The sequence below is a fragment of the Mucilaginibacter sp. P4_E8 genome (assembly GCF_056401495.1).
Map to the genome: position 1 here is coordinate 55,785 of NZ_JBFUJG010000004.1, position 24,411 is coordinate 80,195.

A 24,411-nucleotide genomic window follows, 5' to 3' on the forward strand; every position below is an offset into this window, starting at 1 on the left:
TCATGAGCGACAACAGCACAACAACGGCTACAGGTATGTTAAGGGATGATGCCCTGAAAGGAAAAACCATTATTGTAACCGGTGGGGGTACCGGCCTGGGCAAGGCCATGGGCACCTATTTTTTAAAATTAGGAGCCAACCTGGTGATCACCAGCCGGAAGCTGGACGTATTAGAAAAAACCGCTGCCGAAATGGAAACAGAAACTGGCGGAAAGGTTTTAGCCATAGCCTGCGATGTGCGAAATTATGACCATGTTGAAAATATGCTGAAACAATCTATTGCTACTTTTGGCCGGGTTGATGCCTTATTGAACAATGCCGCGGGTAATTTTATTTCGCCTACTGAGCGGTTATCGGCAAACGCGTTTTCGGCTGTTATTGATATTGTGTTAAAGGGTTCGGCCAATTGCTCACTGGCCCTCGGTAAATACTGGATAGCCGAAAAAACACCTGGCACCATCCTCAACATCATTACCACCTATGCCTTTACAGGCTCGGCCTATGTTGTGCCGTCGGCCTGCGCAAAGGGCGGTGTGCTGGCCATGACCCGGTCGCTGGCCGTTGAATGGGGCAGACACGACATCCGCACCAACGCCATAGCGCCTGGCCCCTTCCCAACCAAAGGGGCATGGGAACGTTTACTGCCCGGCGATATGGCACAAAAGTTCGACTTTAAAAATCGGGTTCCGCTTAAACGTGTAGGCGAGCACCAGGAACTGGCCAATTTAGCTGCCTTCCTGGTATCCGACTTTTCGGGCTATATTAATGGCGAAGTGATCACTATCGATGGCGGCGAATGGCTGCAAGGCGCCGGTCAGTTCAGCGGGCTTGAAATGGTACCCGATGCCATGTGGGACAGCATTGAACAGGCAACACGCAAAGCATAATATTTTTCTTATCTCCTATCTCGCAATTTTAGCATAACCCAATCAATTTGCTTGACGCCTGAATTGGCGCACCCACTAAAGCGATCTTTAAAAACCCATACTTGACATAGAAAAGTAATATTAAAGATTTGCTTTTTGCAATTTAATACCAATCGGTATATTTGCTGTCATGATTAAGGCATCATCAAAATCAGAACGTACCAGGAACTTTATTATTGAAAGCACCGCCGAGGTCTTCAATAAGAAAGGCTACGCCGGCACAGCGCTGTCTGATATCACCAGCGCCACTGGTCTGTCTAAAGGCTCTATTTACAGTAACTTTAAAAATAAAGAAGAAGTTGCATTGGCCGTTTTTGATTTTAATTGTTCCAGGCTTTCAAAATCAACAAAAGAACAAACTGACTTAGCTCAAAGCTACCACGATAAATTAATGGTTTACGCCAAAGTTTACCGGAAAGTATCAGGAGGCAGGATTAACCGGGGAGGTTGCCCCATATTAAACACAGCTACAGAAGCAGACGATACCAATAATTTATTAAAAGACAGGGCAGCAAAGGCCATACTTCAATGGAAAAAGAATATAGTACAGCTCATTGAACAAGGAATTGATGCAGGCGAATTTAAAGCAGAAGTAGATCCGCGCCAAACGGCATTGTCTGTTATCGCCTTAATTGAAGGTGGTGTAATGATATCGCGGGTTACCGGCAATCCTGCCAATATGGATAACGTTTTGCAAACCGTAGAAATGTTGATCAGCCAAATGAAAAAGTAAAAAAATTTAATCTATAAAATACCGATTGGTATATTATAAAAATATCCATACGATTAAATATCATATACATCATACCCAATTTCAATTAAATATTACAATTAAAAATATACCAATCAGTATAAAAATGACTCCTTTAAAACGACAAATACTTTTGATCACCGTAATTGCGGCAGCAATTATGGAGCTAATAGATACATCTATTGTAAATGTGGCCCTTAACTATATGAGCGGTAACCTTGGTGCCACGTTAGAAGATATTTCCTGGGTGATAACCTCCTATGCTATAGCCAACGTGATCATTATTCCTATGACCAGTTTTTTAGTTAATAATCTTGGGCGAAGGAATTATTATATTGGTTCTATCATACTTTTTACTGTTTGTTCTTTTTTGTGTGGTAACGCTACGGGAATTTGGGAACTGGTGGCATTCAGGTTTCTGCAGGGCTTGGGTGGTGGCGCCCTGCTCTCGGTTTCAGCTACCGTTGTTTTTGAATTATTTCCAAAAGAAAAGCAGGCCACAGCCAGTGCCTTATTTGGTATAGGGGTTTTCATCGGTCCTACTATTGGGCCAACACTGGGAGGTTATATCACAGAAAATTATTCATGGCCCTGGATTTTTTATATTAATATTCCTATCGGGGTAGCTGCTGTGATTTCATGTTTGTTCCTTTTGTATGAACCGTTGATCAAACAAAAAATAGCTAAAGTTGACTGGACCGGCATCATGTTACTGATCATCGGAATCGGCTCGCTCCAGGTGGTGCTGGAAAGAGGGCAAACAGATGATTGGTTTGCAGCTGGTTATATTATTTTCCTAACCGTGGTTGCCGTTATTTCGCTCACTGCATTTATTATATGGGAGCTATATACCGAAAACCCGGTGGTGAACCTGCGTATATTACGATTCAGATCATTGAGCATAGCCGCTGTGCTCACCTTTATTACCGGGATAGGTATGTACACTTCCATTTACCTTACCCCAGTGGTTGCGCAACGTTTACTGGGCTTTACCCCCACCCAATCAGGACTGTTGCTTTTGCCCGGCTCTATTGTGGCCGTATTGGCATTGATAGTTACCGGAAAATTACTGCAAAAGGGAGTTTCGGCCGCTTTGATAGTCTTCTTTGGTTTTTTATGTTTTATTTATTTTAACTGGTCTATGTCAAGAATCAACCTGGAAACCCCGGCTATTGACATTACCTTAAATTTGATATTCAGGGCAATAGGTATGGCGTTGCTCACTGTTCCCTTAGGTACATTGGCCGTGTCATCGCTGGAAGCTAAGGATATGCCACAAGGTACCGCGTTAAACAATATGATGCGGCAATTAGGTGGTTCTTTCGGCATTTCCATTATCAATACCTATGTAGCACGCCGGATAGCCTCGCACCGTGTTGATCTCATTACCCATATTACTGCTGATAATCCGATCTCGGTTAGCAGGATCAACACATATACAGGAGCATTTCAGCAAAAGGGCTTTAGCCTGTTTGATGCTCAGCAAAAAGCAATGGAGCTGATAGAAAAAGTTGTCATAAAGCAATCTTCATTCTCCAGTTACCTTGATGGTTATTTTCTGATCGGCCTGTTTTTTGCCATAGTACTACCTTTACTGCTTTTTGTTGCTAAAAGAGATAAAAAAAGGCCTCTTGTGATCCCTTCGTCGGATCATTAAAAATGGGTTAGATATTCTGATGTACAGGTTATCACCCCTATTTTTGATATACCCTTACATAATCAATTTCAAAATGTTTTGGGAAGGGGGTTAAAGCCGGATCTCCGCCATTGTCGCCGCCTATAGCCAGGTTAAGCAATATGTAATGCGGTTGTTCAAAGGGGTTAACCTTGCTCCCATCCTGGTTAATTAGATCATGCAGCTCTACCCGGTTCATCAACTGCCCATCAACATACAAGCTAATGGCATTTTTGTCCCAATCCATTTGCCATATATGAAACTGTTTGGACCAGTCGGGGTTAAAAGTTTCCAGCGCTTTGGTTTGGCTATACCATTTAGCCTTATGGCGGGTTGCCGTTCCGCAGGCTATATTGGCCAGCAGTTTATTCCGGTAATATTCCATAATATCAATCTCGCCATTTGAGGGCCACTCGCCCGACAGCCCAAGGGTCCAAAAAGCCGGCCATAGCCCTGCATCCGTATCAATACGCGCCCGCATCACAAACCGCCCATACTGCCAGCTATGCAAGCCTGAGGTATTAAGGCTGGCTGATGTGTATTTAATTTCAGGTCTGCTGGTTTTCCAGTTATTACTTTGCGGAAGATAGCCGGGATTGGCTAAATCTTTTTCTTGCCGAGCCTCAATAACCAGCGTGCCGTTATGACAACCGGCATTTTGAGGCTGGTACCATTGCAATTCATTATTACGTACAAAACCGTGTTCAAATCCCCAGTTGTTAGCATCGGGCTGTCCTTCGTTATTAAATTCATCTGCCCAAACCAGTTTATAACCTTCGGTAGTATCCCTTGGGCTTTGCTGACATTTAGCGGTAAGCGGTATCCCAACTAATAATGCCAGAAAAAGTATGACATATTTATTCATCGTTAATATTTATCGTTTTAATGCCCCGGCACTTTTTTGTTTATAATAGTTACCTGGCGGTGGGTTTCCACTCCAATACCTGTACTGGTTGCTGCGGAATATTTGCCTGGCCTTCGCCATCAACCTGTACTACCTTTTGCACAAACAGATCAAGCACTTTTTTATCTCCCCATAAGCCGGTGTCGTAAGTTGGTTCCCAGGCCCCAACACTTGCTGCAGACAGGTCATTGACCTGCCATTTATTACTATTCAGATCACGGGTTATCGCTACAGAAACTTTGTCGCCACGCTCCGCGTCGCGGAAGATCAAGGCTGCCGCCATATGTTTACCCAAACTCCATGCAATGATCTGCGGGCGCGATATGGGGATACTTTTAGTTCCCCCACCGCTAAGGCTAAAGGCCGTTTTGCGAAAACCAAGGTTACTTACCTGCCATTTACCAGCGTTGTTATAAACTAAATGATACTGTGGTACGGTTTGCCCTTCTTCGCGCCAGTAAGTGGCGATAAAAGGATTACCTTCATCATCAGCAAACATGGATGTTTGGTTAATCAGTTCACTTTTTTGAGGTATTTTACAAGCATACTCGGCAGAGGCGGCTGTTATCGGTAAAACATATTTTTCGCCGGTCGATCTTTCCCAGGTAAGTCCCCCATCCTTTGAGCGGGCGTAGCACATATCATGATTACTGGCTACATCGGGGCTTTCGCGCCATACCCATGACAGGTGAATAGTGCCGTGTTTATCAATAGCCATTTGCCAATAAGCATTGCGGCTGCCTTCGCCATCAATTAAACCATCCTGCACCCTGCTCCATTTTTTAGTTGCAACAGTATAGCGGTTCAGCATCAGATTGCCGTTGCCCGAAGCGCCATCCCGGTAAAGAAATAATAGATCGCCATCGGGCAGTTTATAAAATTCTGGATACGATACTTTGTTTTCCTTATCACCTGTCATAGGCTTCATTGCAGATAGTTCGAGACTGCCGGTTGATATACTCATTGCGTAGTTTAAAGGTTGGTTATGATGCCCCCAGGTTACATGAAGATAACCGGCTCCGTCTGCAATGATACAAATGGCCTTATGCGCGTCGGTGGCGTCGCCTTTGTAGGGTGTGCGCATGGTTTGCCAATGATTAAAGCCGGTTTGCCGTTTGGCCAATACCACAAACTGATCATTATCATAATAAGCCGCGTATTGCGTGCCTTTATAAGTTACCAGCGAGTTTTTACGAAAGATAACCGTGTTGACCGAGTTATTTGCCCAGCCCATGCCAATTGTTGTAGTTTTAATGGGTATAAGCTGTGCATAGCCCGGTAACTTAATATAGAAAACTACAAAGAGAAACAAACACCATTTACATATAGTCATAAACCCGATCAACAAAATGTATTACACAGGTGTAAAATAGTAAGAATTAACAAAACAGTTTTGCCTACCCTGTTACTTTTTTTAAGATTCGGATCCTTCCGGCCGAATATCCTGCAATCTGCAGTGTTTCGTGGTCTGGTTTAAAATTTGGCACCACAATTTCAATGCTCTTTTGTTGAAAATATGATACTTTACCATCCTGGTTAACTTGTAAAGGGCTTGCAGGATCATTATTTTCAAGCATCATTTTCATCAAATGGTTACTTTTGCTCAACTCCAAAACAGATTGCCCAATAACCGACTTTTCGCTCAGGTTCAGGATTTTTTTCGCTTCCTGATTAATAAATAAAATTTCCTGTTTTTCATTGACCCCCAACACGGCATAAGGGGTCTCTTCTATCAGCATTTTTATCTGCAATTCTGCCGAAATTGTTTTGGAAAGGCCGGTATCTTCCTGTTCACTGAGCCTGGCAGCCATTGTATTATATGCTTCGCCCAATCGGGTAAACTCTTCGCTTGTACTAAAATTAAGCCGGGTATTATAATTTTTTCGACTAACCTGATCAAGACCATTTGTCAATTCGAGAAGCGGATTCAGTATAAATCCAGGGAAATTAACAATTAAAATAAAAAGGATTAAAAAGGTGATAAACACTATACTCCCAAGGTAAAAGGCAGCTTTACTCACCGTTGAATGGGTATAATTATTTTTAAGTACGATTGCCTGCATGTTTAAGCTTTCGATCTTTTTCAATTGCAGGTGCGCATTTCGTTTTGCTTGTTGTTTTTGATTTAAATCTGATGAGGGATTGATGAGCAATGTGAAGGCTTTGCGCAGATCTTCTGTTGTTGCTTTTTCACCTGGTTCTGTGATATTATTTTCCTGCTTCTTAAGGGCTGTCTCAAATGTTTCAGACTCCCGGGATGTTAATGGCAGATCATTTTCATCTAAAACCGAACGCATTTCCTGAGTAAATAGTAATGTTTCGTAGTTGTTTTTTAAGGTAACATTGGAAGTTCCAGATATCACTTTGATGTAGTAAACAGATACAACACCAAAAATCAGCACAGCTACAAACAAAAGGCCGAATCCTAATAGAAGCTTTTTTTTGATTTTCATGACTATACAATGAAGTTGGTTAAAACATTATTATAGTTCGGTCTGGTATAGATTACCAAGTAAAGATAATTAAAAATCTGTCCTGTTTATAAGTTCAATTTTTAATAACTCTGATTAGCAATTGCTACATGATTTAGTTAGCATAAATCGTTAATATCTTGCCGATACAGAAAACGAACAATAACAAATTAGTTACAAAAGCAAGCTTGATCCCATTGCGTAAGACTTTAACCAATTTTAACTATCATTCGCTTGCCGTTTTGAGTTTGCTTTCTTTACTTTATAAACTGTAATGTTAACATTGTTATATCCCAGCAAAATTTGTAAGCTATTGCTTATCGGTCTGTTTATTTTCTTTTTCCCCGCGGTACTCTCCGCGCAAAATCTTTTTTCCGAAAAAATAGAACTATGCAATGCTTCAAACTATTGTATGGACTGCGGAGATCCAAAAGCAACATGTGCTCAGTTTACGCTGGATTATATAACCGACAGAATCAATCGTAAATATCTGTTAAAAGATGTCAATTTATCAATAACCTTTCAGGTTTTGGTAGAACCCTCTGGTTTTAGCTGCGTGCTTAGCCATACTGATGTCACCAACAGCCCATTAACAGCTGAGTTGATCAGGTACCTGAATGGTAATATATGGAAACCAGCTATAGAAAACGGCAAGCCAGTGGCTGCATCTGTGAACGTAATTTTCCGTATTGTTAATGGCAATATATCGGCCCAGATGCAGAGAATGGACCTGGCTCAATTAAAGCCGCCCGGCGATCCTGTTATTTATAACGAAAAAGCTGTTTATAATAATCCATCATTAAAAAACTATGAATTTACAGTGTGGACCAAATATAATTCACCTCTTCCTGATAATATTGCCCAATCTTTTGCCATAGATAAAACTGATCTTTTGTGGTATGCTACTGCCCGGGGGCTGACCCGGTTTGATGGAAAAACTTTTAATCCGGTTAATGAATTTAACTCGCCATTTACCGCCGAAACAGCCGTGCGGGATATAACTGTGGACAAAGACAATAACAAATGGGTTTACATTAACAATACGATATACAAGTGTACCGATGCCGGGTGGCAGGTATACGATTTCAAAAAGTTTATAAAATCAGGCATTACGCACATTTTAAATAGCAGCAACGGTAAACTTATTTTTACTACTAAAGATGGCCTGGTAGTAGTAAGAAATGATAAGGTTGTGCTATTGAATAAAAAAACGATACCACTGCTACCCTCAAATAATGTTTTGTATGCTTATGTTGATAGCCGGAATCGTTTATGGATAGGTACTTCGAAAGGCAGTATCATGATTGATAGAGACTTCTTTGTAACTACATTTAATACATTTGATACACCATTGAAAAACGTGTGCATTTCAGGCGCTGTAGAAGATGAAAAGGGTAACCTTTACTTCTCGTTGATTGGCATCAATAAAGTTGAGGGAGATAATGATAAAGAGGGTGTAGCGGTGCTGAAAACTAACGGCAACTGGATTCATTATAACGATAAAAATTCAGGAATGCCCTCAAACCGTGTCAATAATATATTGTATGACAAGTTTGAACATGTTTTGTGGATAGGTACAGATCAGTCGGGCCTGGTAAGGTTTAATTTGAAAGATGGTTGGGAAAACTATCACAATAACAATTCTGCCGCACCCGGCTATACAATTTATCAATTAGTTCAGGACTCAAAAGGTGTTATTTATGCAACTACCGCTAACGGCCTGCTAAGGATCAGGAAGAAATAAAAAATTTCATTATAAATAAGTTATACCAGTTACAAATGCTGCTTGCGTTTATATTCGCTTGGGGTACAGCCATATTTTGCCTTAAAAACAGTGGAGAAATAATTAGGGGTAGAAAAACCAACCATATAAGTGATCTCAGATATCGGGTACCCTTCATTCATCAGTAAATATTTTGCTTTTTTTAACCGACGATTTAAAATATAATCAGAGATACTACAGCCAAGCAATGCTTTAACCTTGCGGTAAAGCTGGATCCTGGAAACACCTATTATTTTGCATATTTCATCTACACTAAAGTTTTCGTTGGCTAAGTTTTGCTCTACGATACCTGCAAAATCATTCAGGAACTTTTTATCCAGGTTTTTTGATACCGGCATATTGGTATTACTCACATCGCTTGTAAAGTGCTCTTTCAGAATCACCCTGTTTTTGATCAGGTTTTTAACCGTAGCCAGTAAATAATCAAAGTTAAAAGGTTTAATAATATAGGCATCAGCCATGCAGGTTATGCCATCTATTTGCTGTTCAACACTGCCCTGTGCGGTTAATAATATGATGGGAATGTGTGAGGTTCTGATATCGGTTTTTAGATTAACGGTAATATTTTTCCCAGACATACCAGGTAATACAACATCAGATATGATCAGATCCGGGACGCGTTCAAAAGTTTCATTTAGCCCGCTTGCTCCATTATCGGCAGTAAATATTTCATAAGTCTCGCCTAATTTTTCGCTCAGGTAATTCAGCAGATCTTTATTGTCTTCTATGATCAGTATTGACTGTTCTTTTGGAGCGCCAAATGTTTCCTCTTCCTGTTTTTTTATTGCAGGCACTTCCAGGTCGGTCACATAAATTTTTGCACGCTCTTCAATATCGGTTTGTTTTTTATTGATACTTTGTTGGGCAGGATGATCAAAGTGTTCATCACCTAACAGCATATTAATAATGAAGGTAGTTCCCTGCCATTTTTTACTGATCACCTGGATACTCCCATGGTGCAGGGTCACTATTTCTTTTGACAAGGCAAGCCCCAAGCCTGATCCTTTTGATGAGCCATTTTCGGCCTGGTAAAACTGTTCAAATACATGCGCTGTTTCTTCAGGCTCCATACCAATTCCATTGTCCTGTATGGCTATATCAATGGTATTATTATCGTTCTTTTTGAAGATTATCTGTATACGGCCATTATCGTTGGTAAATTTGAGTGCATTTGCTATGATATTAAAAAACACCTTATCCAACAGATTAACATCGTACCAAACCGTTATATTTTGTTCATCGCTTACCTGGCTCAAGCTAATATTGCGTTTTTGCGCATTGTCCTGAAAGCTATTTATGATATCCCTGGTAAATTCAATAATGTTATTGGGTGATACATTAATCTGCTGTTTATCATATTCTATTTTACGATAATCTATCAGTTGGTTAACCAGGCGCAATAAGCGATATACATTTTTATGGATCAGTTTTAAACTTTTACCGGCAACTATATTGAACTTCTCGTTGCTCATCATATCCTCAACAGGCGAAAGGATGAGCGTAAGTGGTGTGCGGAACTCATGCGAAATATTAGTGAAGAACTTTAATTTAGCTTCGGTTGCCACTTCGGCCCTGGCCGACATCTCGATCAACTGGTTGCGTTGTGCTAATATTTCATTGTTTTTAACCTCCAGCCTTTTATTGATCTTGCGGTTTTCCATCAGCGAGTAAAAGGCAAGCCCTCCTGATACTAAAGCCAGTACCAGCGATATTACAATGATGTTTAAAATAACCTGCTGGCTGTTATAAATATTTATTTGTTCTTCAAGTAAAGCCTGCTGCCGTTCAATATCTTTCTGCTGGCTATTGATCTTGTTCCATTGCAGCTTCATTAACTGTACATTGGTAGAATCAATCACGACCGACTGTAATAAATTTTCTCTTGCAAAAGATTCTTTGTTTAAGATCCTGAAGGCCGTCATAATAGCCTCTTTACCGCCTGTAGGATATATCATGCTGGCATCAATGGTTTTTGAAGCAACCATTTGCAGGCCTCCCCCATTACCAGGCAGTGCATCAACACCCAGTACTTTAACGCCGTGCCTTATTTTAAATTTATCAAGAACCTTTCTCGACCCGAGCGCCATTACATCGTTATGGGCAAATAATGCATTCGCATTTTTTATAACAGGCTCAATCCTTATCAATTGCCTTTCAGCACTATCCTTCAGCCAATCGCCATACACCCTGGCGGTTATATGTATGTCGGTATATTTCTTTAACCCGTCAGAAAAGCCGCGGTCCCTTTCAATAGCCGGCGAAGAGCCGGGAAGCCCCATTACTTCTACAATGTTCCCCTTGCCTTTTAAAAGGGTACCTGCATATTCACCAGCCATTTTACCAATCTGGTAATTATCTGCACCAACATAAGCTGTATATAAGGCTGATGAGGTTTTACGGTCGATCACAATTACAGGAATGCCTTTATTGTAAGTCTGCTCCACTATACCGGTAAGCGGTTGTGCCTCATTTGGAGAAATGATCAGGAGATCGACACCCTCGTCAAGCATTTTCTTTACCTGTTCAACCTGTTTGCTGCTGTTACCATCGGCATCAGCATAAATGAAGCGGGCGTCGGGGTGTAATGAAAGTTCCATCCTCATTTCATCAAGCATGGTACGGCGCCAGAGATCAGAACCAATACATTGCGAAAACCCTATTGTATACTGCGATGTTTTATCGGCCTTTTTACAACTCTCGGTAATAAGCATAGCTATAATGACCATCAGGGTACTGATCAGTCGGTTTTTACTATGCCATTTGTTGCGAAAGGCCATCGGCTCAAATTATTTGGAAGAAAAGGTGATTAACAGGATTAATTGTTGGTTTATTTTTCCTTTTAGGATTAAACAAAGTAAAGGTATCAATAAATGTTTTTACAAAACAAATTCAGGGCTTTGCCAAAACCCCGCAACAACCGCAACAATGTTACAGGATTGAAAGAAACAGGTAACATAAACGAAGATTTCAATTTACACTCTTTGATTTTAAATTTTATTTATCTGTAAATCAGATAGATATATAATGATTTGTTTTTATACTTTTTTGATACGGAATCGGTAACAGGCACCTCCTCAATTGGCCTACTTTGCAAGCATAAATCCAATAACACCTTAATAAATATTATGAGAAAACATTCCGTCCTGGCCTGGTCCATGGTCGTGGCCCTTGGTGGCTTTCTTTTCGGGTTTGATACCGCTGTAATATCAGGCGCCGAAAAATCTATCCAGCAATTCTGGCATTTATCAGTAGTAGAGCATGGCCTTACAATTTCTATCGCTTTAATAGGTACAGTAATAGGTTCATTGTTAGGTGCCCGGCCTTCAGATATCTTTGGGCGAAAAAACACCTTATACTTTGTAGCTGCGGCTTATTTATTATCATCAGTTGGTACCGCGCTTGCCGATAACTGGTATGTATTTTTAGTGTTCAGACTACTGGGCGGTTTGGGTGTAGGTATATCATCAGTAACCGCACCAATTTATATATCAGAGGTATCGCCTGCTGATCGCCGCGGCCAGTTGGTTGGGTTGTTCCAGTTTAATGTGGTATTGGGCATATTGGTTTCCTATCTTTCCAATTACCTCATTAGCCAGGGGGGCGATACTTCATGGCGCTGGATGCTGGGCGTACAGGCTTTTCCATCACTGCTTTTTCTGGTGCTCATTTATTTTATACCTGAAAGCCCCCGTTGGCTCATTCTCAAAAAAGGTGCAACAGCCAAAGCTCTTGAAATACTACGGATAATCAATCCGCTGGACTGTGAAAGTGAACTGACTGCTATCAGTAATTCTAATTTAAATGAAAGTGGTAAAAGTGAGAACCTGTTTTCGGGGCAGTACAAAACACCTGTGGTTTTAGCAGTTTTGTTCGCCTTTTTTAACCAGGTATCGGGCATCAACGCTATTATTTATTACGCCCCGCGCATATTTGAAATGGCAGGTCTTGGGGCGCATTCATCACTCTTGTCAACAGTTGGTCTTGGGGCAATCAATTTTATATTCACCCTGCTGGCTATTAATATTATAGACAAGGTTGGCCGCCGCGTACTAATGATCATCGGTTCAATCGGCTTAATCGTTTCTCTTTTCCTGGTGGCTTACACATTTTACTCCGGGCATCTCAGTGGTTTTGCTATTCCTGCCTATATGATGTTGTTCATCGCGTTTTTCGCTTTTTCGCAGGGGGCCGTTATATGGGTATTTATTTCGGAAATATTTCCTAACCAGGTACGAGCAAAAGGCCAAACACTGGGCAGCTCTACTCACTGGATCATGGCAGCGCTAATCGCTTTTTCCTTTCCATACTTCGCTGAAAAACTGGGCGGTACAATAACCTTTTCATTTTTCGGCACCATGATGATATGCCAGCTGATTTTTGTCTGGAAGTTCATGCCCGAAACAAAAGGAAGGTCATTAGAGCAGATTGAAACTAATATGGTAATGCATTAATATAATCAAATTATGAATTTACAAGCTGATACAGTTACCCCTGCCATTTGCTACGGCGAAATACTTTGGGACGTTTTACCCGACGGCCCTCAACCCGGGGGCGCTTTGCTGAATGTTTCGTACCATTTAAATAAGCTGGGTATGCCAACAAGTCTGGTGAGTAAGATAGGCAATGATGAAAATGGGCACAAGCTGGAAAACCTGCTGGATAACTGGGGTATAAAAAAGCATTTACTGCAAATAGATGTGGAACACCCAACCAGCGAGGTAATCGCAAGCATGAACAACGGAAACGAAGTGTCATACGAGATCGTTTTTCCTGTGGCCTGGGATTTTATTAATGATAGCCAGAGCATCAAAACGCAGATCAAACCATCTACCTATTTTGTTTACGGTAGTCTGGCTTCCAGAAACATCGTCTCGCGCAATACCTTATTTGAACTGCTGGAAAGCGATGCCATCAAAGTATTCGATATTAATTTAAGACCGCCTTTTATAAGCCGCGACTTGTTAGGTGACCTTCTGCATAAAGCCAATATTGTAAAGTTTAACCAAGCCGAATTGGAAATGGTGCAGGGCCTGTTCAGGGGCTCGTTCTGGAAAGAATCGGAACAGATCAAATTTATTCAGGATCATTTTAATATACCCGAGATCATAGTTACCAAAGGTGAGTTTGGCGCATCCTACTATAAGGAGAACAAAGCTTACCATGTTGCCGGGCGCGAGGTAAAAGTAAGAGATACCATAGGCAGCGGCGATTCTTTTTTAGCGGCATTTATAGTAAACCATTACCATGGTATATCACCCGAGATCATATTAAAAAATGCAATAGCGATGGGCGGCTTTATTGCAACAAAGAAAGGAGGCTGTCCGGATTATAAAATCAAAGAATATCAAGACTTTATAAACAAAATGTTTTAACCAAACCAATTACACTTAAATCAAAATCAATGAGAAAATTATTACTTATTTGTTCCTTTCTTATACTGCTAATAAGTGAAGGATACGCGCAATCCCGAATTATTACCGGGACCGTATTAGATAACTCATCCAAACCTATAGATGGAGTTACTATAGTGGTTGTTGAATCCCAAAAATCAACACTGTCAGATGCTAATGGAAAATTCAGGATCGCTGTGGAAAATGGCCAGTCTGTAAGATTTTCATATGTAGGTGCAAAACCAATACTGATGACTATCACTGCTGATACTAAAGTACTTAATGTAGTATTTAAAGATGCAGAAAACACACTTAACGAAGTAGTTGTAACCGGTTATACCTCTGAAAGAAAGAAAGACTTAACCGGCGCGGTTGCCGTTGTTGATTTAGCACCGGTAAAAAATAACAGTTCGGGAAACACCATGCAGGCGTTACAGGGCAGGGTTGCAGGTTTGTTTATTGAAAAAGATGGATCGGCTAATGGGTCAACCAGCCGAATTTTAATCAGGGGGGCCAATACTTTAGGCAATAATAACCCTTTATATATTATTGATGGCATACCAACCACCAGGCCAGAAGTATTTCAAAATCTGTCACCCTCAAATATAGCATCTGTTCAGGTACTAAAAGATGCCTCGTCCGAATCAATTTATGGATCACGCGCATCAAATGGTGTCATCATCGTTACAACTAAAAACGGTGGAAATACACAAGATAAAGTACAGTTCCAGTTTAATAATAGCACCTCATTTCAATCTGAAAAATCTTCAAGGTTTAAAATGTTAAATTCGGTAGACAGAGGCAGGGCGTTGTGGCAAGCTTCTGTAAATGATGGCCAGGACCCAGCCGCTGGTTATGGCGACATATATACTTTTAACTGGAATAATGATTATAATAATCCTGTTTTAAGTAGCGTGGTTCCTAAACCATTTGTAGGTGGTGATCCTAATACCCCTGCAGGTGATACCGATTGGCAAAGTGTATTGTATAAAACCGCGGTGGTTTATAATAATGATTTTACAGCCTCTATTGGTAATAAAAACTCTTCGCTTCAAATAAATTTTGGAAACATCAAAAATACCGGCCTTGTTAGATTTACAGATTATGGACGTACTACGGGTAGCATTAATGCTATAACGCACGCATTTAATAACAAAGCTGCTTTTGGCGTTAATTTAAAAATAACTAACTCAAATGAAACCCTTACAACCAGAGACTTAGGTGGAGCATCAACTACATTTTTGGCTGTTACATTAGCTCCAACTATTCCGGTTTATCAAAAAGATGGGGTTACCTATGCCGGCGAATCGGGAGCAGGTTATTCTGACAGGAACAATCCTTTACACATGCAGGATCTTGCGAAATGGAATAATACCAATCGTTTAAACACATTTGGGAACGTGTTTTTAGAAATCCAACCGATTAAGAACCTGTATTTTAAATCTAATTTTGGAGCAGATAACTCAACATACCTTAGTAAGGTAATAACGCCAACTTTTACTGAAGGGGCCTTAAACCGCACCACCAACAGCCTATTTTTTGACCAAAACCATTACCTGAGCACCACGCTTTCAAATACAATAAGGTATAACTATGATTTAAACGCCAATAACCACTTTAAAATATTAGTTGGTACAGAGTATATTAAAACCTTTACTGATTTCCAGACCACCCTTAAACAAGGCTTCGCCATACAAACAGAAGACTATTTTACATTAGATGCCGGAACAGGAAATACCATAGTTACCGGGCGGTCAATAGGTAATAGTTTGTTTTCACAGTTTGGGCGTTTGGATTATAATTATGCCAGCAAATATTTAGTCTCGCTTACAGTTCGTCGTGACGGTTCGTCAAGATTTGGTGTCAATAATCAGTATGGTATTTTTCCCGCCGCTTCAATCGGCTGGAAAATAGACCAGGAAGGCTTCATGAAAAACAACACCATTTTTTCTGAACTGAAATTAAGAGCTGGTATAGGAAGAGTAGGTAATCAGGAAATTGGCGACCTTTCGCGTTACGTGCTTTACTACACGCGGTATGGCACCACCCAAAACCAACTTACACCCGGCTTTTGGGAGCAGTATATGAATGTTGGCACTGCATATTCATTGTCTGGTGCTAATACAGGAACGTTGCCATCGGGCTTTGTTCAAACCCAGGCACAAAACCCTGCTCTTAAATGGGAAACTACCGACGAAATAAATGCAGGGTTAGACTTTGCCATATTAAACGATAGAATTTCGGGCTCATTTGACTATTTTACCAGAAAGACCACAGGTATTTTGATCACCCCTCCTATTGCATCGGCATTAGGCGAAGGGCAATCTAAAACAATTAATGGTGCATCAAAGACCAATAAAGGCTGGGAATTTTTAGTTACCTATCACGGCCAGCAAGCAGGAGATTTTAATTACAACGTAACTTTAAACTTTTCGCACTTTAGAGACAAGATCACAGATTTACCAGAGAATGTTAGACCTGCTTATCCGGGTAATATAGATAATACCATAATAGGGCATTCACAATTTGACATATTTGGTTATAAAACAAACGGCCTTTTCCAATCGCAGGCCGAAGTTGATGCAGCTCCAACACAAATTGGCGCAGGACCGGGCAGAATTCGTTATGTGGATGTAAACCAGGATGGCAAAATTGACGCCAACGATCAAACCTGGATAGGCACTACACTGCCATCTTTGGAGTACGGTGCACGAATTGATCTGACTTATAAAAAGTTCGACTTATCAATATTTGGATCGGGTGTTGCTGGCAGAAAAGGCTTTGATGTGTATACACTGTATAACAACCTGATGCACAGCAGAGAAAACGTAGGCCCGGGTGTATTTGATGGCTGGACACCGCAAAATACCAACACCAACGTACCGGCATTAACACTAAAAGATAATAACAACGAAGGCCGGACTTCTGACTATTTTATTGTAAATACATCCTATTTCAAATTAAGAAACATTCAAATTGGATATACCATTACGCCTAAAGCTGTATTTACCAGATTAAGGGTATTTGCAATGGCCGAAAACGTATTTACATTAAAAAATAAAAGCTACCTAAGCCCTGATCCTGAAAGAATTGATCTCGATCCTGTTCCAATTCCACGGGTCTTCAGTTTTGGCGTCAACGCATCATTTTAACGAAAAAATTATTTCAATATGAAAGCAAAAATATTAGTGACAACTATTTTATCGGGGCTAATAATTTTTAGTTCCTGTAAAAAAGCATTAGACTATACTCCAAAAGGAGTGCTGTCTCCTTCAGATTTAAAGTCGCCAGCCGCTATTGAAGGTTTGGTAACTGCAGCTTATGCAGCCATTGGTAATGGCGATATGATAGGACCAATATATAGCGACTGGGCCTATGGCAGCGTTCGTGCAGATGATGCTTATAAAGGCGGTGGTGGTACCGGTGATGTTGGTGAAGTTGATGCTCTGGAGCATTATAACCTGGTAACGCCATCTATGGATTCTTTTGTTTCACGAACCTGGAAAAATTTGTTTAAATCTATTTCAAGAGCAAATGTGGCGCTTAGGGCGGTTAATTCACTTTCAGATGCCGAACTCCCAAACAAAAAGATACGTTTGGCCGAATTGAGATTTTTAAGAGCGCATAGCTATTTTACTATGAAATTGTTATACAAAAACATACCCATTTTTGATGAAAATGCAACTACTGACGACATTCTGAAAGTTTCAAATACGTTATCAAATGAAGATTCATGGAATAAAATTGCTGCTGATTTTCAATATGCAATTGATAACTTGCCGGTCACCCAGCCCGAGTTAGCCAGGGCCAATAAATTAAATGCTCAGGCTTATTTAGCCAAATTGAGATTGTACCAGGCATACGAACAAGATGAAAAACACCACGTAATCAATATCAATAAAACAAGGTTACAGGAAGTTGTTACGCTTACACAGGCAGTTATTTCTTCTGGTAAATATTCGTTAAGTAGTGATATTGCTGATAATTTTTTACCTGAAACGGAAAATGGACCAGAATCTGTATTCGCGATACAATTTACAATTAATGATGGAACTACTTCCGGGCGTTTAAATTTTGAAGACGGGCTAAATTATCCACATGGAGCGCCTCAATATGGGTGTTGCGGATTCCATGCGGCAAGTCAGAATTTAGTAAACGCTTATACAACTGATGCGAGTGGTTTACCTAATTTTGATACATTCAATAGTAGTATTGCCGATTTATCAAAAGTTACTGTTGACCCAAGATTAGACCACACTGTTGGTATAGACGGACATCCGTATAAATATGATAATACAAAACCATTCAGTAACAGTTGGGTGCGTGACCCGGGTGTTTATGGGAATTTTCATACAATGCGTAACCAGCAATTGGCCACAAGTTCATCTTATTTTAAGCTTGGGCCGTTTATGGGGTCGGCAAAAAATTATGATATAATTAGATATGATGATGTTTTATTAATGCAAGCCGAAGCTTATATTGAGTTGGGGCAGCAGACAAATGCACTGCCATTAATTAATCAAATTAGAAACAGAGCCGCGGCAAGTACCGCACGACTTAAAAAACTGGATGGTACTTTTCCTTCAACCTATAACATAAAACCCTATAGCTTAGCAAACTGGACCCAAGACTATGCACGTAAAGCATTACAATGGGAAAGACGCCTGGAGTTTGCAACCGAAGGAGCACGTTTCTTTGATTTGGTTAGGTGGGGAATTGCAGAAAAAACTTTAAACGACTACATTAATATTGAAAAAGTTAGGAGAACATTTTTATCAACGGCTAAATTTACTGCCGGAAGAGATGAATACCTTCCAATTCCGCAATCAGAAATTACATTTACCAACGGTTTATATAAACAAAACCCTGGATATTAAAATTGTTAACAACAATGGGCAACCTGGTTTAATAAACTAATCTGGGTTGTCCCATTATTTTAAAGTTATTTTATAAATATTTATTTTAAGGTTTTTGAATACCCCTGCCAAATCTATAACCTATTAAAAGCTTAAATTATGAAAACAAAATGCGGCATATTAATGCTGATTACCTTTATCACAGTAACTTGTGTTTGTAAAGCTCAGGATTCTCCAAAAAAAACTTACCAGGAGCAATATCGCCCGCAGGTACATTTTTCGCCAAAAGCACATTGGGTAAACGATCCCAATGGTATGGTTTATTTTAACCATACCTATCATCTGTTTTTTCAGTACTATCCGAAGGATATTATTTGGGGACCGATGCACTGGGGACATGCTGTAAGTAAAGATCTTGTAAATTGGAAAGAGCTACCGATAGCTCAATACCCCGATAGTCTGGGTTATATATTTTCAGGTAGTGCTGTTGTTGATTCAAACAACACTTCGGGCTTTGGCAAAAATGGTAAAATACCAATGGTAGCCATCTTTACACATCATGATCCGAAAGGAGAAAAAGCCGGAACTGAGGTTTTTCAGAATCAAAGCATTGCATACAGCCTGGATAACGGGAACACCTGGACCAAATACAAAGGCAACCCGGTGTTGAAAAATCCGGGTATCAAGGATTTTCGTGATCCTAAAGTAATGTGGCATGCCCGGCAGAAAAAATGGGTAATGACACTGGCCACCCAGGATCATATATCATTTTATTCGGCCCCTGATTTGAAAAGCTGGAAAAAGGAAAGTGAGTTCGGTATTAAAGAGGGTGCCCATGGCGGCGTATGGGAATGCCCGGATCTGTTCTCTTTAAAACTGAATGGAAAAACTTACTGGGTATTGATTGTAAACATTAACCCCGGAGGGCCAAACGGTGGCTCGGCTACCCAATATTTTGTAGGCAACTTTGACGGTAATAAGTTCACCCCTATCGATACCAATACCCGCTGGCTTGATTACGGCCCTGATGAGTATGCCGGCATAACATGGAGCAATACAGGCAGCCGCAAAATATTTTTAGGTTGGATGAGTAACTGGCAATATGCCAATCAGGTGCCAACACAAACATGGCGCAATGCCATGACCATACCACGTGAGCTTAAACTACAACAAAGTAAGGGGGAAATTTTACTCGCATCTAAACCTGTAGAAGAGCTAAAAAATATCCATACAAAAACAGTTGTTTTAAAGCAGCTGCAGGTTAATAAAACTATTGACCTTTCCTCAAAGATCGGCGGTTTTAAAGGTCAGTATGTTTTAAAATTGAATTTGGCCCAACTAAAAGATTATAGCATTAAGCTGTCAAATAAAAATGGAGAAGAGCTGCTGATAGGTTATGAAGCCGGAAAGGATCAGTATTACATTGACCGTACAAAAGCCGGGAAAACTGATTTTCAAAAGAATTTTGCCGGCCGTTTTACAGCACCCCGGTTAACTGCTGCTAAAAACTCAGATATTACCCTGGTAGTTGATAAAGCATCTGTAGAAATATTTACTGATGGAGGTTTAACTACCATGACGGCGGTTTATTTCCCTAATAGCGATTTTAATAACCTTACTGTTATTACAGATGGTAAGTTAAATATAAACAACCTGAGGATTACCGGATTGAAATCTATCTGGAAATAAAAGAAATCGGCGTTTTACGTTTGATATTTAGTTGACCAAAAGGCGCTTCAGATGAGATGGAAGCGCCTTTTATAAACCCAAAGCTATTTGTAATTCGCTCCGCATGATCTCTGGGTATAAACATAGAAAATCAACTAAACGCGTGCTGGTGCCGGGTGCTTAAACAGCTCGTTTAATCGCGTAATGTTGTCATGGTACGAAGTTCCGGAAATTTTGTATTCCACTCTCTTGTAATTGGTTTAGATGTGGGGGTTATAAAGATTTCCAGGATCAGGGAAACTTCTGCTTCTTTAACATGCCCGCCGTGTACAGTATAGCTTGAATCCGCTAAAGCGACATGGGCGTGGACAATAGGTTTATTTTGAAAATATCCCATATTTCCATTCAATGAAAGCACCTCCATTGATGGTTTAAATGTGTGGTACTTATACTTTTGAGCCTGAATATCGTAATACGCAACTTCCACGTTTTTAACCGCGCCAATCCCGGAGAGGCTTGCACCTGACAATCTTTCCTTTTCCATAAAAGCCGTAAGACTGGCAATAAGCGGTTGACCAGCCTTCAAAACGAGCAGGTAATTATTACCGTCTTTACGATAATCCAGATCAGCCGCGCTAACTGGTTTATCGGCGCCTGTTACCTGGGCCGACAGACGACAACATATGCCTAAAACAATAATGAGTGCAAACAAAAATTTCAAGTTCATGGATTGTGCTTATTTAAAATACCCGGCATACTCTTTTGGCATCCCGTCAATCTTCTTCATCATCATATCTTTATAATAAACCTCCGCGGCTTCACTCTGGATCTGAATTTTACCACTAATCAATGGTTTTGCTTCACCATTAACCATATACCGGCTGTTTGACAGTGCCATTACAACCTTTCCGTTAACTATGCGGACGCTTTTATCGCCGTAGGTTATTAACTCCAATTCGTTCCAGTCTCCTTTTATTTCGGCATCTGTTCCGGCGTGGCAAAAGTTACCATTACCCGTACCACCGCCAAATGCCATTAATGTGCCGCTGTTATCAAAAAAATAATCTTTACCATCTTTCCGTGCCTTAACATCTGATCGTGAGCTGGCCTGCGACCAGTAATCGCCCATTCCTTTTTCTGTTACCTGAAACTCCTGGCTCAGCATCCAGGTACGCCAATACTCTACACCGCATTTGCCTTGTGAATGGTATAAAACGCCGGAATCTTTGTCTTCATTTAAACGTGGTGAATATTTTTTATCGCCCCATTTTACCTTTAGCTTAAGGTGATAATTTTCAAAATCCTGTTTGGTGAAAATACAGCCGTAGATATCGCCATCTATCTTCAGCACGGGCACACCATTTTCCATAATAATTGAAAATACTTTATCCTGGTTAATGTTATAACCCATAGGTTTTACATTAGTTCCATCCGCATTTTTTGGAGCGGCACCTTTATACCCGTTCGGGAACCGGAAGCTTTGGTAGATATCCCATTTTGACAAATTTTTATCAAGCAATAATGTCCAATCATCTTTTGGCTGAAATGAGGTGAAGCATAGCAAAATGGCGATACAGCAAAGGGATAAGAAAGGGTTTTTCATCATTTACAATTGTTATCAAAGTAAACTTAATACAATAATTTTAGGAAGTGGGCCTGATGGCCACTAACAATTTGATTAGCCTCTGCCTTTTATAGTTTCCGCCAGGCTATATAAATTGCAAGCTCAATCTATGTTTGAAATTCATTGCAGTAATGTATTTTTGTAATTACAATTTCGCCGGATTCAAATTGTCTTCGAATTAAGGTAATTGCAAATCGAAATCCGGTCACACTTAAGGTATGGGAGGCGTATGAAAGTAATTTCAGTAAACGTTGGACAGCCGCGCGAGATAGAATGGAATGGCCAAATGATAAGGACCTCCATTTTTAAGACACCGGTAAAAGGGCCCGTCAGGGTCAGGCAATTCAACATTGACGGTGATGCGCAATCAGACCTTGTAGGCCATGGAGGCGAACACCGGGCCGTTATGGTTTATCAGGCAGACTCCTATCAATTCTGGCGTAAACAGTTTCAACGCGATGACTGGGCGTATGGAAGGTTTGGAGAGAACCTGACCGTTGAGGGGTTAGCAGATAAAGATGTATGCATTGGGGATCGTTTCCAGATTGGCACAGCCATTTTTGAAGTTACCCAGCCGCGGGTTACCTGTTATAAAATCGGCATAAGCACCGGGGTCCCCGAAATGCCGGCATTACTTGTTGCACACAAACGACCGGGTTTCTACTTCAGGGTGATAAAGGAAGGAATAATTGGTGCAGGCGATTTGATCCTACAGATCGCGAAGGGACCGGAAAGCATGAGTGTAGTTGATGTTGACCAGCTCCTATATTCAAAAGATCATTCTGAAGAGGGGTTGAAGAAAGCTTTAAAGATTCCTGCTTTGAGTGAAGGGTGGCGAACGTCCTTCCAGGAATTACTCCATGCTGTGTTGGAAGGAATTAATAGCGGAAACGCTGGTTTAACCGGCATTCAATCGCGGCCGGCCGCCTGGTTCGGGTTTCGCCCCTTTGTTATCCGGAGTTCAAGAATGGAAAGCAACGGTGTTCGCTCTTTTGAACTTGAACCTGCCAATAAAGGCCCGCTTCCTGAATTTATACCGGGACAACACATCGCGATACGAATTCCGGCTGCCCCTAACGTCATTCCGCTCCTCCGCATGTACTCGCTTTGTGGCCCTCCCGGAACCACAACTTATCGTATCGCCGTCAAGCGCGAAATCGATGGACGTGGAAGTATATATCTGCATGAACAAATTAATAACGGCGATATTCTGGAGGTAAGCGCCCCGCGGGGAACCTTTACGCTGTCGTCAGGAAAAACTCCGCTCGTCCTTTTGAGCGCAGGAGTTGGTATCACCCCATTACTCGGCATACTTTACGCTGTAGGTCTGAATTCCGTTTCGAGGGAAGTATGGTGGATTCATTCCACACAGAACGGGGCGCACTATTCTTTTGCAAATGAAGTAAAAAAAATAGGCACAGACTTAGCCAACTTTCATATGGTAAGGATTTATAGCCGCCCAAGCGAAAATGAACAACAGGGAATGGATTATGATATTCAGGGGCGCCTCAATCTTGAATTGCTGAAAAAACTGAAGATACCCCTCCAAAGTGAATGGTACCTTTGCGGCCCGGAAGGATACCTATCAGACACCCGGGCCGCACTCCGAAGTCTTGGGATTCCCGAAGGAAATATCCGATACGAGGATTTCGGTAACCATAGTGTGAATGCCCCGAACTCAACAACTGCCCCACACCTTCCATTCGATAATGCCGGAACGGGCCCTCTGGTTACCTTCGCAAAAAGTAAAATTTCGTTTCCCTGGAATTCACACTTCAGAAATTTATTGGAGGCCGCCGAAGCTTGCGATGTCCCGGTTCTGTGGTCCTGCCGCACCGGTGTTTGCCACCGGTGTGAAAGCGGCATAATTGATGGAAAGGTTGCCTATTCGCCTGACCCTCTTGATCCTCCGGCAGAGGGAAATGTACTTATTTGTTGTGCAGCTCCGGTAGCGCCCCTTGAACTGGATCTTTAACTTAAAAGATAATTAACAAAGCACCGTATTCCAGAATTCTTAACGCCATGATAAAGGAGAATAAAAAAATGAAGATCACAAATCAAACGGCACCGGACCGCGTTGGTGCATTTTCGGACGGTGTGTTTGCTATTGTGATCACCATTATGATCCTGGAATTATAAGAAGCCTGAAAGTGCCACCTTTCACGCGTTGGGCCAGTTGTGGCCTACATGGATCAGTTATGGAGTAAGCTACCTGTTTATCGCTATAGTATGGCTTGAACAAGAACATCATTAACCATCAACCCGTAAGTAGTTTTAATATGGAAGGTAAACACCCCGGAAACAGCAACCGGGGCAAGAGCGTTGCAAGTCATTCCTAACACTCCAAATTTTCATAATAAATA

At 41.0% G+C, this 24,411-nt stretch carries 17 protein-coding genes and 1 pseudogene; 12 read left to right on the plus strand and 6 right to left on the minus strand.

Annotated features, from left to right (window positions below; translation table 11 throughout):
- The first annotated feature begins 2 nt into the window (after nt 1-2).
- From AC1DRQ_RS03040 to AC1DRQ_RS03050, 3 genes are all read left to right on the plus strand, one after another.
- Entirely contained in the window at nt 3-887 is an 885-nt protein-coding gene (locus AC1DRQ_RS03040) for an SDR family oxidoreductase (protein ID WP_477422144.1), read from the plus strand.
- 169 nt (nt 888-1,056) lie between these two features.
- Nucleotides 1,057-1,659, plus strand: coding sequence for a TetR/AcrR family transcriptional regulator (locus tag AC1DRQ_RS03045; RefSeq protein WP_429397851.1), 603 nt, complete (start codon nt 1,057-1,059; stop codon nt 1,657-1,659).
- Between the two features lie 124 nt (nt 1,660-1,783).
- Nucleotides 1,784-3,334: a DHA2 family efflux MFS transporter permease subunit gene (locus tag AC1DRQ_RS03050; protein WP_429397853.1), complete on the plus strand. Its 1,551-nt coding sequence runs from the start codon at nt 1,784-1,786 to the stop codon at nt 3,332-3,334.
- 37 nt (nt 3,335-3,371) lie between these two features.
- Here AC1DRQ_RS03050 and AC1DRQ_RS03055 read toward each other — a convergent pair whose 3' ends face one another.
- The 3 genes from AC1DRQ_RS03055 to AC1DRQ_RS03065 all read right to left on the minus strand — a co-directional run bounded on the left by AC1DRQ_RS03055 (nt 3,372) and on the right by AC1DRQ_RS03065 (nt 6,709).
- Entirely contained in the window at nt 3,372-4,217 is an 846-nt protein-coding gene (locus AC1DRQ_RS03055) for a glycoside hydrolase family 16 protein (protein ID WP_477422145.1), read from the minus strand.
- A 49-nt stretch (nt 4,218-4,266) separates the two neighbouring features.
- Nucleotides 4,267-5,589: a BNR repeat-containing protein gene (locus tag AC1DRQ_RS03060; RefSeq protein ID WP_477422146.1), complete on the minus strand. Its 1,323-nt coding sequence runs from the start codon at nt 5,587-5,589 to the stop codon at nt 4,267-4,269.
- Nucleotides 5,590-5,653: 64 nt separating this feature from the next.
- Nucleotides 5,654-6,709: a HAMP domain-containing protein gene (locus AC1DRQ_RS03065; protein ID WP_477422147.1), complete on the minus strand. Its 1,056-nt coding sequence runs from the start codon at nt 6,707-6,709 to the stop codon at nt 5,654-5,656.
- 430 nt (nt 6,710-7,139) lie between these two features.
- On the opposite strand from AC1DRQ_RS03065, the gene AC1DRQ_RS03070 reads away from it, so the two are divergent.
- Entirely contained in the window at nt 7,140-8,471 is a 1,332-nt protein-coding gene (locus AC1DRQ_RS03070; protein WP_477422148.1) for a ligand-binding sensor domain-containing protein, read from the plus strand.
- Nucleotides 8,472-8,500: 29 nt separating this feature from the next.
- Here the strand turns inward: AC1DRQ_RS03070 and AC1DRQ_RS03075 are convergent, their stop codons facing one another.
- The gene (locus tag AC1DRQ_RS03075; protein WP_477422149.1) at nt 8,501-11,287 is read right to left on the minus strand and encodes a substrate-binding domain-containing protein; all 2,787 of its coding nucleotides are present in this window, start codon (nt 11,285-11,287) and stop codon (nt 8,501-8,503) included.
- A gap of 348 nt (nt 11,288-11,635) precedes the next feature.
- Here AC1DRQ_RS03075 and AC1DRQ_RS03080 point away from each other — a divergent pair, with 348 nt between their 5' ends.
- From AC1DRQ_RS03080 to AC1DRQ_RS03100, 5 genes are all read left to right on the plus strand, one after another.
- Nucleotides 11,636-12,961: a sugar porter family MFS transporter gene (locus AC1DRQ_RS03080; RefSeq protein WP_477422150.1), complete on the plus strand. Its 1,326-nt coding sequence runs from the start codon at nt 11,636-11,638 to the stop codon at nt 12,959-12,961.
- 12 nt (nt 12,962-12,973) lie between these two features.
- Complete coding sequence (locus AC1DRQ_RS03085) at nt 12,974-13,882, plus strand: PfkB family carbohydrate kinase (protein ID WP_477422151.1); 909 nt, start codon at nt 12,974-12,976, stop codon at nt 13,880-13,882.
- 29 nt (nt 13,883-13,911) lie between these two features.
- Entirely contained in the window at nt 13,912-17,052 is a 3,141-nt protein-coding gene (locus AC1DRQ_RS03090; protein ID WP_477422152.1) for a SusC/RagA family TonB-linked outer membrane protein, read from the plus strand.
- Between the two features lie 18 nt (nt 17,053-17,070).
- Nucleotides 17,071-18,777 carry a RagB/SusD family nutrient uptake outer membrane protein gene (locus tag AC1DRQ_RS03095; RefSeq protein ID WP_477422153.1) on the plus strand — a complete coding sequence of 569 codons (1,707 nt, stop codon included), beginning with the start codon at nt 17,071-17,073 and terminating at the stop codon, nt 18,775-18,777.
- 138 nt (nt 18,778-18,915) lie between these two features.
- On the plus strand, nt 18,916-20,445 hold the full coding sequence (locus AC1DRQ_RS03100) for a glycoside hydrolase family 32 protein (protein ID WP_477422154.1): 1,530 nt from the start codon (nt 18,916-18,918) through the stop codon (nt 20,443-20,445).
- 172 nt (nt 20,446-20,617) lie between these two features.
- On the opposite strand, the gene AC1DRQ_RS03105 is transcribed toward AC1DRQ_RS03100, so the two are convergent.
- Nucleotides 20,618-21,151, minus strand: a complete 534-nt coding sequence (locus AC1DRQ_RS03105; protein WP_477422155.1) for a PPC domain-containing DNA-binding protein — start codon at nt 21,149-21,151, stop codon at nt 20,618-20,620.
- Between the two features lie 9 nt (nt 21,152-21,160).
- Nucleotides 21,161-22,030, minus strand: a complete 870-nt coding sequence (locus AC1DRQ_RS03110; RefSeq protein ID WP_477422156.1) for a 3-keto-disaccharide hydrolase — start codon at nt 22,028-22,030, stop codon at nt 21,161-21,163.
- A 205-nt stretch (nt 22,031-22,235) separates the two neighbouring features.
- Between AC1DRQ_RS03110 and AC1DRQ_RS03115 the strand changes: the two genes are divergently transcribed.
- From AC1DRQ_RS03115 to AC1DRQ_RS03125, 3 genes and pseudogenes are all read left to right on the plus strand, one after another.
- On the plus strand, nt 22,236-24,023 hold the full coding sequence (locus AC1DRQ_RS03115) for an MOSC domain-containing protein (protein WP_477422157.1): 1,788 nt from the start codon (nt 22,236-22,238) through the stop codon (nt 24,021-24,023).
- Nucleotides 24,024-24,091: 68 nt separating this feature from the next.
- Entirely contained in the window at nt 24,092-24,187 is a 96-nt protein-coding gene (locus tag AC1DRQ_RS03120) for a TMEM175 family protein (protein WP_429397883.1), read from the plus strand.
- 13 nt (nt 24,188-24,200) lie between these two features.
- A pseudogene (locus tag AC1DRQ_RS03125) lies at nt 24,201-24,302 on the plus strand (hypothetical protein); the annotation flags it as partial.
- Nucleotides 24,303-24,411 lie beyond the last annotated feature (109 nt).